A 15,401-nucleotide genomic window follows, 5' to 3' on the forward strand; every position below is an offset into this window, starting at 1 on the left:
CGTTGCCAGTCCCATAGGGCGATGAATCCGATTTTACTGTGGGACGCTTCCGAATCCGTTCGGCGGTGCGCCAAGGCGTGAATGCCAGTGCTAGGTTCCGGGCCTCTTTGCCCAAGGAACCTGCACATGACAAGGACGCCCTCTTCCGTTTTATCCCCTGCTCCGGCGATAACCGCCACCAGTTCCACCTTGCAGCCAGGCTTCTACATCGTGCCGCAGAGCATGACCGGCACCCAGGTGCTGGCCCTGCTGACAGCGCAACAAGGGCCTCAACTGATCGCTCGATTGCAGCGGCTAAACCCAACCTTTGCCACAGGCTTTAAAGCCGGGGAAATCTTCGTCATCGGTGACCCGGACATCACCAGCGCCTGCACCCGCGAAGAGGCCGAACTGATGACGGCCGCCGCGCAGGTGCGCGAAAGCCTGGCTGCGCTGAGTGTTGAGGAAGCCAATTTCATGATGCGCCATCAGGCCGAGATTGCCGGGCTGTCCGCCGGGGCGAGCCAGGCCATGGGCGTGGGCAAGGACATGCTGGAAAAGGGCTTGCGCCAGGTCGAAGCAACCTTGCGCAGCATCGAGCAACTGCACCAGCGTGAGTTCAGCCGCAACGGCCGCTTGAACAGCCCGGACTTTTTCAATGCCCGCCAGCGGCTGTACTTGCAGCTCGACGCGCAGCTCAAGAGTGCCTTTTTGAACAAGCAGCTGAATCTTGGCAGCTACGACAGCTTGCGCAAGGACCTGGGCATTTCGACCCGCAGCCTGGTACACCACTGGAACCGTGCCGGCGGGGCCGGGCAGATTCCGGGGTATGCGACGCATCTGGAGCAGGTGGCGAAGACGGCCAAATACCTCAAGTATGGTGGGTATGTCGGGATTGGCCTGGGTGGGACGGCGTCGTGGTTGACGGTGCGCGATGCTTGTCGGGTTGGGGAGACGGAATCTTGTAAGCGCATCCGTTACACACAAACCGGTAGTTTAACTGGCGGTTTGCTTGGAGGTATTTACGGCGCACGAGCTGGAAGCCTCGCAGCATTTCTAACGTGTGGCACGGTGGCAGCCGTGACAGCAGGCGTTGGGGGAGCTGTTTGCGGGATTGTCCTGGTCGGAGGAGGATCGTTGGCTGGCGCTGCAGGTGTTGGAATGGGAGGAGAATGGGTGGGGGATGTGATTTTTGGACTAACAAGGCCATGAGCGGGTTCTGGTATTCATGGTGGGCTGTCGCTTTCATGATTTCTCCGTTCACGCTTGCGTTCATCGGTTTAGCGATGAGTATCCAGATCACCTGCGGCCGTGACTTCAATGTCATGCTCTCGGCACTACCAAACAGCTGGCGGCTTCAAAATCGAACTACCAATTTTGGCAACGCCAGCTTGAGGTCACGTTGGCATCTGGTAAACACAGTCAGCGGCGCCATGCTTTATCCCGGGTTCTGCGTCCGCAAAGGGCTGTTCGACCCAGGTGAACTGCAAGAATTCCCGGCCCCTCTCAAGCGTAAGATGATCATCTCTTCCTGGTTATCTATTGTTGGCTTTGCATGGCTGATGATAGGCGCAGGATTGCTAAAGCTCAGCAATGGATAAAGGGATGAGGGGCTTGCCGGCAATCAAGCACGCAGCGGACGTAGTTCAGGCAATATTGATTTGCGGGCTGGACTGGCCTCATCGCGGGTCAAGCCCCCTCAGGGGTCGTAACCCGCCGCTCAGATCACCCGCGCCGGATGCTGTTGGCGCGGGTCGCCGAGCAAGCCACGATGCGAAGGTGGCTGGCGCCCGCCCGCTTCGCTGATGCCATACCCAGCGGCTATCTCGGCAGTGATCAGGGTTTGCCCGGAATAGCGCATCAACTGCGGATCGTTGAGCAGCGCATGGATCACCCGTCCATTGAACTGCGGGGTTTCGGCATCGGCAAGAAACGCCTTGTACTGCTCACCATGCTGCTCGCCGGCAATCCGCGTGCGCTCGGTCAGTTGCGGGCCGAGCCACAGCGACACCGCCGCCACGCCCTGGCCTTCGAAATCGATGGCCATGTCGGCAGCCAGCTTGTCGCAACCGGCCTTTTGCGCGCCATAGGCCGGCCCGTGCATGTAGCAGCCAGCGCCGAACGAAGAAGTGAAACACACCAGCCCCTGGCGGCTGCGCAGTAACAACGGCGCGCCATGGTAACTGGCGACGTAGGCCGAACGCAGGCCGACATCGAGGATACGCGCAAGCTCCAGCGGCTTGGCCCAGAACGGCCCCGGCTCGATCAAACGGTCATGGATGAACGCCGCGTTGTTGACCAGCAGATCCAGGTGCCCGCATTCGCGCTCCACCCGGGCGAACAGCGCCTGCACCTGAGCATCGTCGGCATGATCGCAGGTCACCGCGATGCCCTGTCCGCCGACGGCGCTGATGGCCTCGGCGGTGGCCTGCAGGTCGCCGTCCAGGGCGTGGCCATACAAACGTGAACCACCCTGCCCGCGGGCCCGGCCGGTGACATACACGATCATGCCGGCGGCACCGAGGGCCAGGGCAATACCCTGGCCGACACCACGGCTGGCGCCGGTGACCACGGCAACCTGCCTGTGTTGTGTACTCATGGAATGCTTCCTCAAGAAACCAGCGCCGCCTGGGCCTGGTGATTATTGGCTAGGGCGCCGATATGGTTGGCGGCCAGGTAGCCGAAGGTCATGGCCGGGCCGAGGGTCGCCCCCGCCCCGGGATAGGTGCGGCCCATCATCGATGCGGCGCTGTTGCCGATGGCATACAGGCCGAGGATCGGTTGGCCGTCCTCGTGCAGCACCCGCGCATGCACATCGGTGAGCAGGCCGCCCTTGGTGCCAATGTCACCGGCATCGACCCGCACCGCGTAGAACGGTGCCTGCAGCAGCGGCGCCAGGCACGGGTTGGGCTGCACGCCAGGGTCGCCGTAATAGCGGTCGAACAATGACTCGCCCTTGGCAAAATCCTCGTCGCGACCCAGGCTGGCCATGGCATTGAAGCGCTGCACCGTACGCGCCAGGCCTGCGGCATCGACACCGATGCTGCTCGCCAGGGCTTCAAGACTGTTGGCCTTGTGGAAGTAGTCACGCAGGTGCCGGGGCAGTTGCCAGTCGCGCTGGGCATAGCCCGGCAACAGCGCGCCACAGGGGTATTTACGCCGGAAGCTGGCGTCGAAGACCATCCAGCACGGCACGCTGCTGGCGCCTTCGCGGTTGTGGGCGTACATGGCATAGACGATGTCGGTGTACGGCGCCGCTTCGTTGACGAAGCGCTGGCCTGCGGCGTTGACCAGCACGCACCCCGGCAAGGTGCGTTCGACAAACAGTGCGCGCTGCTTCTCTTCGCCCTGCACATGGGTGGTCGGCGCCCACCAGCTGTGCTCCATCAGCGCGGTGCGCGCACCCACGGTCTGGCCTGCGCGAATGCCGTCGCCGGTGTTGTGCGGCGGCGTTGCGCTCCAGCGCGCTTGCGAGGGCTGCGGGTGGTACTGGTCGCGCATCGCCTGGTTACGCTCGAAGCCGCCGGCGGCGATGATCACCCCGTGACGCGCCTTGATTCGCAGCAGCTTGCCGTCACGGCGCACCTGGGCGCCGCCGATGCGCCCGTCGACGATCAGCAGTTGCTCCAGCGCGCAGTCGAGCCACAACGGCACCTGACGGTCGAGCAACGAGCAGCGCAAGGCGCCGACCAGGGCGTTGCCCAGGGTCAGGAAGCGATCACGTTTCGACAGCTTGCGGCCCGTGCGGTCGCGCCAGTAGCGCCACATCACCCGCAAGGTCAGGCGTAGCCAGCCCTTGCCGCGACACAGCAACACCTGGGCTTCTTTCATGGTCATGGCCATGCGGCCCATCATCAGCGTGCCGGGTGACGGTGCGCGCATGTTCAGGAACTCGTCGCCCAGTTGCGCCGCGTCGAACGGCAAGGGGTCCATGGAACGGTAACCGGGCTTGCCGCCCGGCACTTCGGGGTAGTAATCGGCGTACTGCGGCTGCGCCTCGAAACGCACCCGCGAGTGTTGTTCGATGTATTCGAGCATCCGCCGGCCCTGCTCGACGTAGGTTTCGATGCGCCCGTCGTCGATCTCGCCCTGGGTGACAGCCTTGAGGTAGGCGATGGCTTCCTCGGCCGAGTCGTGCCCGCCCAGGGCGCTGATGCGCGGGTTGTTGGGGATCCAGATACCGCCGCCGGACACCGCCGAGGTACCGCCGTATTCGCTACTTTTCTCGATCACCAGGGCCTTGAGCCCCAGGTCATGGGCGCGCAGGGCGGCGGTCATGCCGCCGGCCCCCGAGCCGATCACCAGTACGTCGCAACAGTGGTCCCAGTCGATCCCGGCTTCGTTCATGTGCTCACCTTGTAAAGGGCAATGGACAACAGGCCGCGCCGGCCATCGGCCGCGGGCATTGGCCGGCTGATTGTTCGGTGCCAGGCGCCGGCCAACATCGTCCGATGGGACTAGCGCCAGCGCCCGGCACACTCGGCGGCATCGCTTAGTCCGCTTGGACGATGTTGCGCCGCCACGGGGATTCCATAGTCGCCTCCAGCTTCACCTCCCACCTTGAATACAGCGGTCGGGCAGGTCTGACCGCGGCATGAGGACGACATGATAAAAACAACAATCGCCCCACCTTCACTCAATACCTGCGTGCGCCTGGGGATGCTGATGCTGGCCGGCGGTCTGGGCACCCCGGCCAGCGCCCTGACCTTCCAGGCCAACGATGACCTGAGCATCGACTGGGACACCACCCTCACCTACAGCCTGGCCTGGCGTACCGAGGGCCGCGACCACAAGCTGGTGGCCAACGCCGACGGCAACGATGGCGACAACGCCTTCGACCGCGGCAGCCTGATCAACAACCGCGTGGGTTTTCTCACCGAGGCCAACCTCAAGTGGCAGGACAACTACGGCCTGTTCGTGCGCGCCGCGGGCTTCTACGACAACGTCTACGACCAGGGCAACGACAACAGCACGGGTGCCTCCAACTGCCTGGCCAGCGGCAACTGCCGGCGCGCCGACCGCTTCTCCCAGGACACCATCGACCAGCACCGAGACGACCTGCGCCTGCTCGATGCCTACGCCTACGGCAGCTGGGACGTTAGCGGCCACAACCTCAACCTGCGGGTCGGCGACCAGGTGGTGAGCTGGGGTGAAAGCCTGTTCTACCCGGGCATCTCTGCGGCCCAGAGCCCGGTCGATGCGACCAAGGCCACCACCCCCGGGGTCGAGGTCAAGGAAGTGCTGCTGCCGGTCGGCCAGGTGTTCGGCCAATTCAGCCTGACCGAGGCCCTGGAGCTGCAAGCCTACTACCAGTACAAGTGGGAGAAGACCGACCTGTTCGGGGTCGGCAGCTATTTTTCCAGCACCGACCTGATCGACCGCGGCGGCTTCAGCGATGCCTCAGGCTTCGTTACCCGCCTCAAGGACGACGAGCCCAGTGACAGCGGCCAGTATGGCGTGGCCCTGCGCTACACCGCCGAGTCGCTGAACAATACCGAGTTCGGGATCTATTACTCGCGCTACCACGACAAGAACCCGTCGCTGGATTTCCAGACTGACCTGGGCCACTACCGCGTGCGCTACTTCGACAACATCGACCAGTACGGCGCAAGCTTCGGCACCGTGCTCGGTGACACCAGCATCGCTGGTGAAGTCAGCTACCGCGACGGCGCACCGGTGATGGTCGACAACGGTTTTTCAAGCCCGGTGCGGGCGCAAACCCTGCAGGCCCAGGTGTCGATGATCCACGTGGTCGGCCCCACCGCCTTTGCCGACAACACCACCCTGGTCGGCGAGCTGGTCTACAACACCGTGCTCGACAACGACGCCTCGACCCCGCTGACCCTGGCCCCCGGCCTGACCCTGCCGGGCACCGACAGCCTGGTGCTGGATCGCGACGCCTGGGGCTACACGGTGCAGGCGACCTTCGATTACAACGACGTGTTCAGCGGCTGGGACATGTCGGTACCGGTCACCTACAGCAGCGCCGCCCAGCACGACAGCGCCCTGACCGGCTCGATCAATGCCGGACAAGGCGATGAGCGCGCAAGCATTGGCACCACCTGGCGCTACCTCGGCAACTTCACCGTCGAAGCGCTCTACAACGCCTACCTGGGCAACGCCAACAACTCGCCCCTGGCCGATCGCGACAACGTCGCCCTCAACTTCAAGTACCGCTTCTGAAGCCCCTGATGGAGGAGCACCGCATGTCTACTCTCACGCATCCCTGGTTGCGCACCACCCTGGCGGCCGCCCTGCTCGGCGCAAGCCTGGCCCACGCCAATGTCAGCAATAACGATGCCGCGCGCCTGGGCCAGGACCTGACCCCGGTCGGCGCCGAGCGCGCCGGCAACGCCGATGGCAGCATTCCGGCCTGGACCGGCAAATGGCGCGGGCTGCCGGCGCATCTGAAATTCGCCGGCCCAGGCACGCCCTACCCCGACCCATACGCCGACGAAAAACCGCTGTTCACCATTACCGCGCAGAACGTCGAGCAATACGCCGCCAACCTCACCGACGGCCAGAAGGCGCTGTTCAAGCGCTACCCCAACTCGTTCAAGATCCCGGTCTACCCCAGCCATCGGGACTTCAGGGTCGACCAGGCCAGCGAAGATGCGCTCAAGCGCAACGCACTGAACGCCACGCTCAGCGCCGACGGCAACGATGCCCTCAACGCCTTCGGCGCCTCGCCGTTCCCGATCCCGAAGAACGGCAACGAGCTGATCCTCAACCACAACATGCAGGCACGGGCGGTCACCGAAGAGGCCAACTACCAGCAGGTGGTGGTGTATGCCGACAACAACAAGGCCCTGGAGAAGGTCAACTACAAGATCTACTCGCTGTGGTCCGACCCCAAGCAGAGCGCGCAAAGCGTCAACGGCGTGTTCACCGACTTTTTGCTCACCACCCTTGAGCCGGTGCGCAAGAAAGGCGAGATCATCGTCGGCCACGAATTCATCAACGCCGCCGCCCAGCCACGCCAGGCCTGGCAATACACCCCGGGCCAGCGCCGGGTACGCCGGGCGCCGACCGTGGGCTACGATTCGCCCACCGGTGCCGGCGGCTTTCGCGTCTACGATGAAGACCGCCTGTTCAACGGTGCCACCGACCGCTACGACTGGAGCATCGTCGGCAAGAAAGAAATCTACATCCCCTACAACAACTACAAGATCGACAGCCCCGAGGTGAACACCGCGCAGATCCTCTCCACCAGCGGCCACATCAACCCGGAGCTGATGCGCTATGAAAAACACCGGGTGTGGGTGCTGCAGGCAACCCTTAAGCCATCCGCCCGGCACATCTATGCCAAGCGCCTGATCTACATCGATGAAGACAGCTGGGCGGCAACCCTGGCCGACAACTTCGACGCCCGTGGCCAGTTGTGGCGCACCAACATGCAGACCTCGGTGTATGCCTATGAGATCCAGCGCTTCCACGCGCGCCTGGGGATCTACCACGACCTGATCGCCGGTTCCTACCTGGTCGATCGCCTGCTCGACGAGCAAAAGCCGGCCAAGCTCAACGCCAGCAACTTTGCCGCCGACGAGTTCACCCCCGGCAACCTGCGCAAGCTCGGTACCCGCTGAGCCCCAGGCACGCCGCCCTGCTCCCGAGCGCTGCGCTCGGGAGCAGGCGTTTTCGCCGCTGGCGAAGTACAATGGCCGCCGTACTGCCCGCGCATCCCCGCGCGCGGCCCCGCCTTTGAACGATCAATGGACGATCCTCTTGAAACCTCTCAAGCACCGTTTTCTCGCCATCCTCATGCAGGTCGAACTCAACATCACGATCTGGACCGGCGGCCTCTACATGATCTGGGTGCTGTTCGACCGTGATGCGACGCGATACTTCGAGACCTACGCAGTGTTTGCCATCGTCAGCCTCTGCCAGTTCTTCTTCACCGCGCTGTTCGTGCGCTGCCCGGAATGCAACACCTCCATGCACCACCTGTACAAGCCGGGTGAAGGGCTGTTGATGCACCGCGGCTTCCTGCCCCACGAGGTCTTCACCCAGAAGCTGATCGAGTGCCCCAAGTGCAACCAGGTGGTGAAGTTTCGCGATTAGCGCAGGCTGATAACGATTTTGCGCGCAAGCATGCCCACCAGCATACCGGCGAGGGTCAGCAGCACATCGGCGCTGAACTTTGCCGAGTAGTCAGGCGCGTAGATGCGGTCATGGGTGTAGAAGGTCGGGCCGGTGTTGAACATTGCGTGGTAGCCGTTGGGGAAGAACGCCACCGCGCACAGCACCACGATCAAACCCAGGGTCCAGGCACCGGTGCCGTCGTAGGACTGGCTGCGGAACCAGAGCAGAATCCAGGTGAGCACGGCGGCGAGGACCGGCGTCCAGAATTGCGAAGTGAGGGCGTTGTAGAATTCCAGGGTGAAGTACATGGGCTTGCTGAGTCCTTTCGGTGAGACTGTGATAAAGAAGTGTTGAATCGACCCCAACATACAAAAAGCCCTGAGAAGTCAGGGCTTTCTATTCTGTCGCCGAGTTTCAGGATCTTATCACAATCTTTCCTGCCCATTATTCATGCAGTACAAACCTCAGAACAGGTCAGCTCGTTCCTTTCGCAAGTACTGCCCCACTTCCTTGGCGCCCCGCAGGGTGAGATGCTCACTGTCAAAGTAAAGAAAGTCACCCGTTTTTTCAGAGACAATTTCGCAACGCCGAGGTTGCCCGCATTGAACATCCATCATGCTGACGTAAGAAACCCCAGGAGTAAGGTTGCCATCCTGAAAGAATAGCTTCAGCTTTGAGTCAAAATCCATTTGGCGCTGAAAATTATATTGTTGAGCAAAACTATTAATCTGCGCAGGCGTTGTCATCCGCTGCTCCCATGCGAAGCGCGAAATATTAAGCGCACTATCTCGAAATATGTTTTTGGGACCAAAAACATAAAGCGGCACGGTCGTCTCACTTCGAATTGCCGCTAGCGCCTTGGTCAGCTCAGGCAAATCAACCCTCGACCAGTTATCATGTAGATAAATAACATCTGGCGCATATTTTTTTACTGCGGCGACCACTGCACTGAATCGCTCACGACAGAGATTATCGAAATTATCAGCTAGCGAATTGAAGCCAAAATCAAAACACTTATTGGTTGTCGGCACGAGCAATGTATTAGCCTGTATGCCATTCTCACGCAGCGCGTAATGAAGATCAATCGCATGGGAGTTACCGACAATCATGACTTTTTTATTCGCCCCGGCAACCTCGCCACTCAAATTTTTCGAACTTACCCAATAGCGATCGCGTTCCTTGAGAAGATCGTCCTTGGTCATTACCGCATAAGGAAATCGCTGCGGGATACCCCCCATTACATAAATAACTAGTGGGCCAGCCAGAACAACCACCAGTGCCGTGCCCGCCACACCCCATCCTCGCTTAGTATAGGCAGAAACGTTTCTGAACGGCGTTTCAACCCACCTGTAGCTGAGATAGGCCATAACGATAGCAAGCAACACTACACTGCTACCGACCACAAAATCAATGTCAACGCTCAAGTACCGCAGGTAGCTCAAAATTGGCCAATGCCATAAATACACAGAGTACGAAATCAGTCCGATGAACACCATCGGTTTGCAGGCAAGAATCTGCCCGAGCGGGTGACGACCGTACCATGAAGAAGCGATGACCGAGGCGGCCCCGAGACAAGGCCATAGGGCGTTGATCCCAGGAAACTCGGCACTCTTGGTTAATGTTAATGCTGCACCGAAAATCAGTACCAGTCCCGCACCGGACAATACGCTGGCCTTTAGCCGGTCAGGTTGGATTTGGGGGCCTCGGAGCATCGCCAGGGCAGCACCTAACAACAATTCACCGGCACGAGAGTAGATTAGAAAATAAACCCCACTCCACCCCTTGGCAATCGCATACTGCGCACTCGCGAATGACAGAATAATTAGTAGCACCGGCAACCACAGCACGCGCCCTTTACAGAACCTCAGTGCCACAATCAGTATCGCTGGCCAGAGAAAATAAAACTGCTCTTCCACCGACAGCGACCAGATATGCAGCAATGGCAGCTGATCCGCCGACTCGGCAAAGTAACCTTGCGACTCTCTCCAGAAAAAAAATGTTTGCTGAAAATAAAACAGCGCTTATTGCCGACAGCGAAAGAAAACTGTAGTCACTGGGCAACAAAATAAAATACCCAACCAACAGAGTGCTTACAATCACCAGCAGCAAGGCAGGCAAAATTCTTCTAGCCCTGCGCTTGTAGAATTCAAAAAATGAAAAACTTTCTGACGCCTGCTCCTTCAGCAAAATACTGGTAATCAAATACCCCGAGATAACGAAGAATACGTCAACACCAATGTAGCCGCCTTGTAAAAATGAAACACCCACATGGGCAAAAACTACCAGTAGAACTGCAATTGCTCGTAACCCATCGATCTGTGGGCTATATGGAATTCCCTTTGACATCACCCTGCCCCACTTAAAATCAGAACCAAAGGCCAAGTGGCCTCTGTTACCCCACGTCCGCAAATGCGCCTTTCAATCGATTTCTTCCGTCCGTCAAACGCGGCGACGATAATGCCCTAGCACTGGCCAATTGGCCAGACATCCCCTCCGTACATTGAAGACAGCAACGGTAATAGCTGCCTTGCTGCATCAATCTCATCGCGACATGCTCACCTTCACCACACGGTCCAGCCCTACCCCATAAAAGAACGAAAACGGCCGTCCGGCCTGATACGCGTAATCGCCACACATCTCGCGCAGGCCCTGGCGCCCGGCGTCGGCCATGTCGAAGGGCTGGTAGGGGTGCTCGCCGAGTGATCCGAACTCAATGGTCAGCCAGGTCGAGCGAAACTTGCCGTAGGACATCTGGCTTCCCATGCTGACCTTCAGCCCTCCTGCCTCGAGGCGCTCGCGCAGGTCACGGTCGTCAAAGTACAGGCTTGCAGGCACACGCAGGGTCATCTTGTCGTGGGTGAGAATGTCCATGCCGCCTTCCAGTTGCGCGCTATCGGCCTTGAAGCCGGTAATGACAAACGGCAAGGCGCTCTGCACGAAACTGTCGAGCTGGCAGCTCACCTCGGCCTTGACCGTGCTGCTACCGGCAAAGGCATGGCGGCGCTCGCTGTCGCTGATGCGGGTATCGAGGCTCGTTTCGTAGGGCAAGTCGAACCACAGCGGTATGACCTTACGCCCCATCGCGACGACGCTGGCAGGGGCCGGGCCGATTTCCCTCCCCGCTGCATTCAGGCGCTTGGCCTGACTGTAGTCCAGCTGCAATTGCACGCTGGAGACCACCGCCTTGCGCGCCTTCAGGATGGTATCGAACTGGCCGGCCAGGGCCTGGCGTTGCGCGGCGCTCAGGGCAAGCTCAGGGCCGCGCAATACGAGAGTGTCACTGTGCTGGGGATCAAGCTCGATCTGTAGCCGTTGCGTATCGATGTGCTGGGCAGCCAACAACTGTTCGACGGCCTGGCGGTAAACTTCGTGCACTTGCCCGGCGTCACCGCGAGGATGGGCACTGCCCTGGAACTGCAACTGTGCCAGCACCACCTTGGGGTCCTTGAACAGGGCCACTGCGAGCAATGCACATAGCCCGATACCCGCACCCACCATCAGCTTCCATGCAGTACTTCGACTCATTACAAGCCTGCTCCTTGACCAAGACATCCGCAGTACACACTGCGGCGCGGATGATAACTGCCATTGGCGCTTATTGCTTGTGCTGCAAGCGGCATTGTTACTGTTTCACCAATAATGCTTTTCAGCCCCGGGCGTTTATCCGCAAACACCCTCGGCCTAAACTGAAATCAGTTTCCAGGCCAAGCACCCTACCCCGCTTCCCAGCTGACCAGCGCTGCCTACCACGCGTTGATGCTGCCGACTTTATTCCCCCTGAGCCTTGCGCACACCGTGCGTGCAATTCCTATTAATAACGGAACGTATGAAAAATGACGGATGAACCTCGAACGCAAACCCGGAAGTTTGCAACGACCGCGAGCGTGCTGCTTTCCCTGCTGGTTCTAGTGATATCGCTGGCGTTGCTATATGGCGGCCTCAAGCTGGTGATGCTGGGGGGATCAACTTACTACTTGATCGCCGGTATTGCCTATTTACTGCTGGCGGCACTGTTTTTCTGGCGCAAGCGCAGTGGCATTACCCTGTCCGTGGTTATCGCCCTTGCAACCTGTGCCTGGGCATTTTACGAAGTGGGCCAGTTAAGTTACTGGCAACTGCTGCCGCGCCTGGTGGTTCCGGCGATTATCCTGACCCTGAGCCTGTGGGTCGGTGCCGCGTTCCCGGGTACGTCAGCAAACACCCGGCGCCTGGCTAACGGCGGCGGTTTTGTCGTGTTTGCGGCGTTGATCGCAACCTTTGTAGCTGCGTTCTATCCGCACGGTTCAATCTCCAACCCGGTCGCCATCGCCGGCGCGCCGGCGCCTAAAGTGCCCGCCTCAGCACCTGAAAACTGGGAATTCTTTGGCCGCAGTGCCTCAGGTACGCGCTTTGCGCCGTTCAGCCAGATCACCCCGGAAAACGTCAAGGACCTGCAAGTGGCGTGGATCTACCGAACCGGCCGCAGGACTACCGGCAATGGCGCCGGTGTCGACGAAAACACTCCGCTGCAGATCGGCAACGTGCTGTATTCGTGCACCCCGGAAAACCTGATCACCGCCCTCGACGGCGACAGCGGCAAGCCGATCTGGAAATTCGACCCGCACGCCAGCAGTGCCGAGCACGTCACCTGCCGCGGCGTGGGCTATTACGACATCGACAAGGACGACAGCCTGAGCGCTGAGGTCAAAGCCTCCTACAACGATCAGCAACAATGCCGTCAGCGCATTCTGGTGTCGTCTGTCGATGCGCGCTTGTTTGCCCTTGATGCGCACACTGGCAGCCTGTGCCCGAACTTTGGCGACAACGGCTTCGTCGACCTGAAAAAAGGCATGGGCCCGACCGAGAACAGCAAGCGCTATCACCCGACCTCCCTGCCTGTGGTCATGGGCCACCTCACTGTAGTCGGCGGCTGGGTCCGCGACATCGTCGCCAAAGAACCTTCCGGCGCGGTGCGGGCCTTTGACGTACTCACCGGTGCGCTGGTGTGGGCCTGGGACATCGGCGCGCCTGAGGATGCGGATACCACCGCCGCCGATCACGCGTTCACGCTGGAAACCCCCAACGTCTGGACCATTCCTACCTTTGATAAGGAACTGAACCTGGTCTACCTGCCAACCGGCAACGGCCCGCCCGACTATTGGGGTGGCGATCGCAACCAGGCCAAGGAGAAGTACGGCTCGGCCGTGGTCGCCGTCGATGCTTCGACCGGTAAAGCCAAATGGGTTTACCAGACCGTTCACCACGACGTGTGGGACTACGACCTGCCATCGCAACCGGTGCTGTATGACATCAACAATGCCAAGGGCGAAAAAACCCCGGTACTGATCCAGACCACCAAGACCGGCAACATCTTCGTACTGGACCGCCGCACCGGCCAGCCGGTCACCGAAGTGCAGGAGCGCCCGGTGCCCACTTCGCCAGCAGCAGAAGGCGAGCACCTGGCACCGACTCAACCGCACTCGGTGGGCATGCCGGTGATTGGTGCCGAGCCACTGACTGAAAAGTCCATGTGGGGCGTGAGCACCTTCGACCAGCTGTACTGCCGCATCATGTTCAAGGACTCGGTCTACGTCGGCCCCTTCACCCCGCCAACCGAAAAACCCTACATCGAATGGCCGGGCCTGTTGGGCGGCATGAACTGGGGTGGCATTTCCATCGACGAAAACACCGGCATGATGTTCGTCAACGACATGCGCGTGCCGCTGCGCATGGCCCTGGTCACCAAGGAAAACACCAAGAAGTTTAAAGTCTCGACCGACGAGGTACCTGGCTTCATGGGCACCATTCGCCCGCAAGTTGCCGGCATTTATGGCGGGGTGAAAATCGACATTCTGCAATCCCCCCTGGGCGTACCGTGCAACAGCCCGCCGTTTGGCAGCATGAGTGCCATCGACCTGAACACCCAGAAACTGGTCTGGCAGGTACCGCTGGGCACCGCCCAGGACACCGGCCCGCTGGGGATCAAAACCCACCTGCCGATCCCGCTGGGCATGCCGACCCTGGGCGGCCCGACCTCGACGGCCTCCGGCCTGGTATTCTTTGCCGGCACCCAGGATTACTACCTACGCGCGCTCGATTCGGCCACCGGTAAAGAAGTGTGGAAAGCCCGCCTGCCGGTCGGTGCTGTAGCGGCGCCGTTGATCTACCAGTCGCCGGCCACCGGCCGGCAATATGTGGTGATCTCGGCGGGCGGCATGAGCCATTCGCCGGATGTGGGCGACTACATCATTGCTTATGCGTTGCCGGAGGGAACTGGGAAGAAATAAGTTGCTTAGCGCCACGTAAAAATAATCCCCGGTATTCGGGGATTGTTTTTTTGAGGGGTTCATTTGAGCGGCTGTTTGAACCGCCCCGCTGCAGATCACGCAAACTCCCAATCCCGCTCCAGATACTCAACCTCGGCAGGTAACAGCTCACGCAACAGCGCCAGGCACTGTTCGAACATCGCTATGTCGGGCAGGCGCAGTTCGAAGCCGATGGACAGGTTACTGATATGCGGGACCAGGATGCGGCGCTTGCGGTCGATGGTCAGGTAGCGATATTGCTCCCACCCGGGGCCGTGCTCATGTTTAGCGCAGGCTTCGGGCGAAGGTGGCACCATCTCGCGAGTGAACAGGATGTAAGCGATAAACAGCGGCGTCAGCAACAACCACCAGGTGCCGGTTGCAACCGCCAGCCAGAGCATCACCAGCGCCTCGATTACCACAACCACGACGATGGTGATCCTGGCGGCGCGATCGGAGCGCACGTACTTGCTGATGGTTATGCCGTCGCGGGTGAGCTGGAATGAGAGGTGGGTTCTGACCGTTAATAACAGCAGCATCAGAACGTACATCACGGCGCATAGACCGTAGACCCACTTGTCGGCCCCCAGCCAACTGAGCATACCGGCCACCCCGAGCACCGCGATGGTCATCGCCAGGATGCCATTGCGCAGGTCCCTGGGCGCAATCAGGCGCGCCTTGATCGACCAGTTCATCAATGTATCGGGCGGGTCCGTTGCAGGGCATTCGGCGGGATCGGTCGGTTGTGGGTTTTGCACGGATATCCTTATCTTCGAAAACAATGCTGTTGCGGGTCACTCAAGCCCGTCGACGTCTCGAATAGAACTCGATCGCAACCAATACAATGCCGGGTAACAGCAAGCCCAGACCGGTGTAAGCAAATGCAGGTTGCCCGGATAACCCCACGGCAATGAAACCCGAGCCCATGGCAATCAGTGGCGCGCCGGCCAGGATGAAAGGCTTCTTACTTGGGTTGGTCATGTCAAACCTCCTTGTTTTGTGGCTGCTGGCAGTCAGCCATGATGCACCATCTTAAACCAGATTGCCGTTATGCTG

14 protein-coding genes are annotated in these 15,401 nt (G+C 60.2%); 6 read left to right on the top strand and 8 right to left on the bottom strand.

The window, feature by feature from the left end; translation table 11 throughout:
- Positions 1-126 precede the first annotated feature (126 nt).
- Both ABIE20_RS11160 and ABIE20_RS11165 read left to right on the top strand, forming a co-directional pair.
- Positions 127-1,191, top strand: coding sequence for a hypothetical protein (locus ABIE20_RS11160; protein ID WP_429505148.1), 1,065 nt, complete (start codon positions 127-129; stop codon positions 1,189-1,191).
- Positions 1,188-1,580, top strand: coding sequence for a hypothetical protein (locus ABIE20_RS11165; protein WP_429505149.1), 393 nt, complete (start codon positions 1,188-1,190; stop codon positions 1,578-1,580). The genes ABIE20_RS11160 and ABIE20_RS11165 overlap by 4 nt, the downstream gene beginning before the upstream one ends.
- 119 nt (positions 1,581-1,699) lie before the next feature.
- Here ABIE20_RS11165 and ABIE20_RS11170 read toward each other — a convergent pair whose 3' ends face one another.
- A complete protein-coding gene (locus ABIE20_RS11170) occupies positions 1,700-2,578 on the bottom strand; it encodes an SDR family NAD(P)-dependent oxidoreductase (protein WP_429505150.1) in 879 nt (292 codons plus the stop codon).
- A gap of 11 nt (positions 2,579-2,589) precedes the next feature.
- Complete coding sequence (locus ABIE20_RS11175; RefSeq protein ID WP_429505151.1) at positions 2,590-4,326, bottom strand: FAD-dependent oxidoreductase; 1,737 nt, start codon at positions 4,324-4,326, stop codon at positions 2,590-2,592.
- Positions 4,327-4,584: 258 nt separating this feature from the next.
- Here ABIE20_RS11175 and ABIE20_RS11180 point away from each other — a divergent pair, with 258 nt between their 5' ends.
- The 3 genes from ABIE20_RS11180 to ABIE20_RS11190 all read left to right on the top strand — a co-directional run bounded on the left by ABIE20_RS11180 (position 4,585) and on the right by ABIE20_RS11190 (position 8,040).
- Positions 4,585-6,162 carry a DUF1302 domain-containing protein gene (locus ABIE20_RS11180; protein ID WP_429505152.1) on the top strand — a complete coding sequence of 526 codons (1,578 nt, stop codon included), beginning with the start codon at positions 4,585-4,587 and terminating at the stop codon, positions 6,160-6,162.
- Positions 6,163-6,185: 23 nt separating this feature from the next.
- Entirely contained in the window at positions 6,186-7,565 is a 1,380-nt protein-coding gene (locus ABIE20_RS11185; protein ID WP_429505153.1) for a DUF1329 domain-containing protein, read from the top strand.
- Positions 7,566-7,704: 139 nt separating this feature from the next.
- The gene (locus ABIE20_RS11190) at positions 7,705-8,040 is read left to right on the top strand and encodes a hypothetical protein (RefSeq protein ID WP_429505154.1); all 336 of its coding nucleotides are present in this window, start codon (positions 7,705-7,707) and stop codon (positions 8,038-8,040) included.
- Here ABIE20_RS11190 and ABIE20_RS11195 read toward each other — a convergent pair.
- The 4 genes from ABIE20_RS11195 to ABIE20_RS11210 all read right to left on the bottom strand — a co-directional run bounded on the left by ABIE20_RS11195 (position 8,037) and on the right by ABIE20_RS11210 (position 11,586).
- Positions 8,037-8,369 (bottom strand): hypothetical protein, encoded by a 333-nt coding sequence (locus ABIE20_RS11195; RefSeq protein ID WP_429505155.1) that lies wholly within the window; start codon positions 8,367-8,369, stop codon positions 8,037-8,039. The genes ABIE20_RS11190 and ABIE20_RS11195 overlap by 4 nt on opposite strands.
- A 156-nt stretch (positions 8,370-8,525) precedes the next feature.
- Positions 8,526-9,977 (bottom strand): acyltransferase family protein, encoded by a 1,452-nt coding sequence (locus ABIE20_RS11200; RefSeq protein ID WP_429505156.1) that lies wholly within the window; start codon positions 9,975-9,977, stop codon positions 8,526-8,528.
- Positions 9,916-10,443: an acyltransferase family protein gene (locus ABIE20_RS11205; protein ID WP_429505157.1), complete on the bottom strand. Its 528-nt coding sequence runs from the start codon at positions 10,441-10,443 to the stop codon at positions 9,916-9,918. Before ABIE20_RS11205 ends, ABIE20_RS11200 begins: the two co-directional genes overlap by 62 nt.
- Positions 10,444-10,602: 159 nt before the next feature.
- Positions 10,603-11,586 (bottom strand): hypothetical protein, encoded by a 984-nt coding sequence (locus tag ABIE20_RS11210; protein ID WP_429505158.1) that lies wholly within the window; start codon positions 11,584-11,586, stop codon positions 10,603-10,605.
- A gap of 308 nt (positions 11,587-11,894) precedes the next feature.
- Between ABIE20_RS11210 and ABIE20_RS11215 the strand changes: the two genes are divergently transcribed.
- On the top strand, positions 11,895-14,327 hold the full coding sequence (locus ABIE20_RS11215) for a membrane-bound PQQ-dependent dehydrogenase, glucose/quinate/shikimate family (RefSeq protein ID WP_429505159.1): 2,433 nt from the start codon (positions 11,895-11,897) through the stop codon (positions 14,325-14,327).
- Positions 14,328-14,422: 95 nt separating this feature from the next.
- On the opposite strand, the gene ABIE20_RS11220 is transcribed toward ABIE20_RS11215, so the two are convergent.
- Together ABIE20_RS11220 and ABIE20_RS11225 are read right to left on the bottom strand one after the other, a co-directional pair.
- Positions 14,423-15,103, bottom strand: coding sequence for a hypothetical protein (locus tag ABIE20_RS11220; protein ID WP_429505160.1), 681 nt, complete (start codon positions 15,101-15,103; stop codon positions 14,423-14,425).
- Positions 15,104-15,143: 40 nt separating this feature from the next.
- On the bottom strand, positions 15,144-15,326 hold the full coding sequence (locus tag ABIE20_RS11225; protein WP_429505161.1) for a hypothetical protein: 183 nt from the start codon (positions 15,324-15,326) through the stop codon (positions 15,144-15,146).
- Positions 15,327-15,401: the final 75 nt, after the last annotated feature.

The organism is Pseudomonas sp. 2835, assembly GCF_050435905.1.
GTDB lineage: Bacteria > Pseudomonadota > Gammaproteobacteria > Pseudomonadales > Pseudomonadaceae > Aquipseudomonas.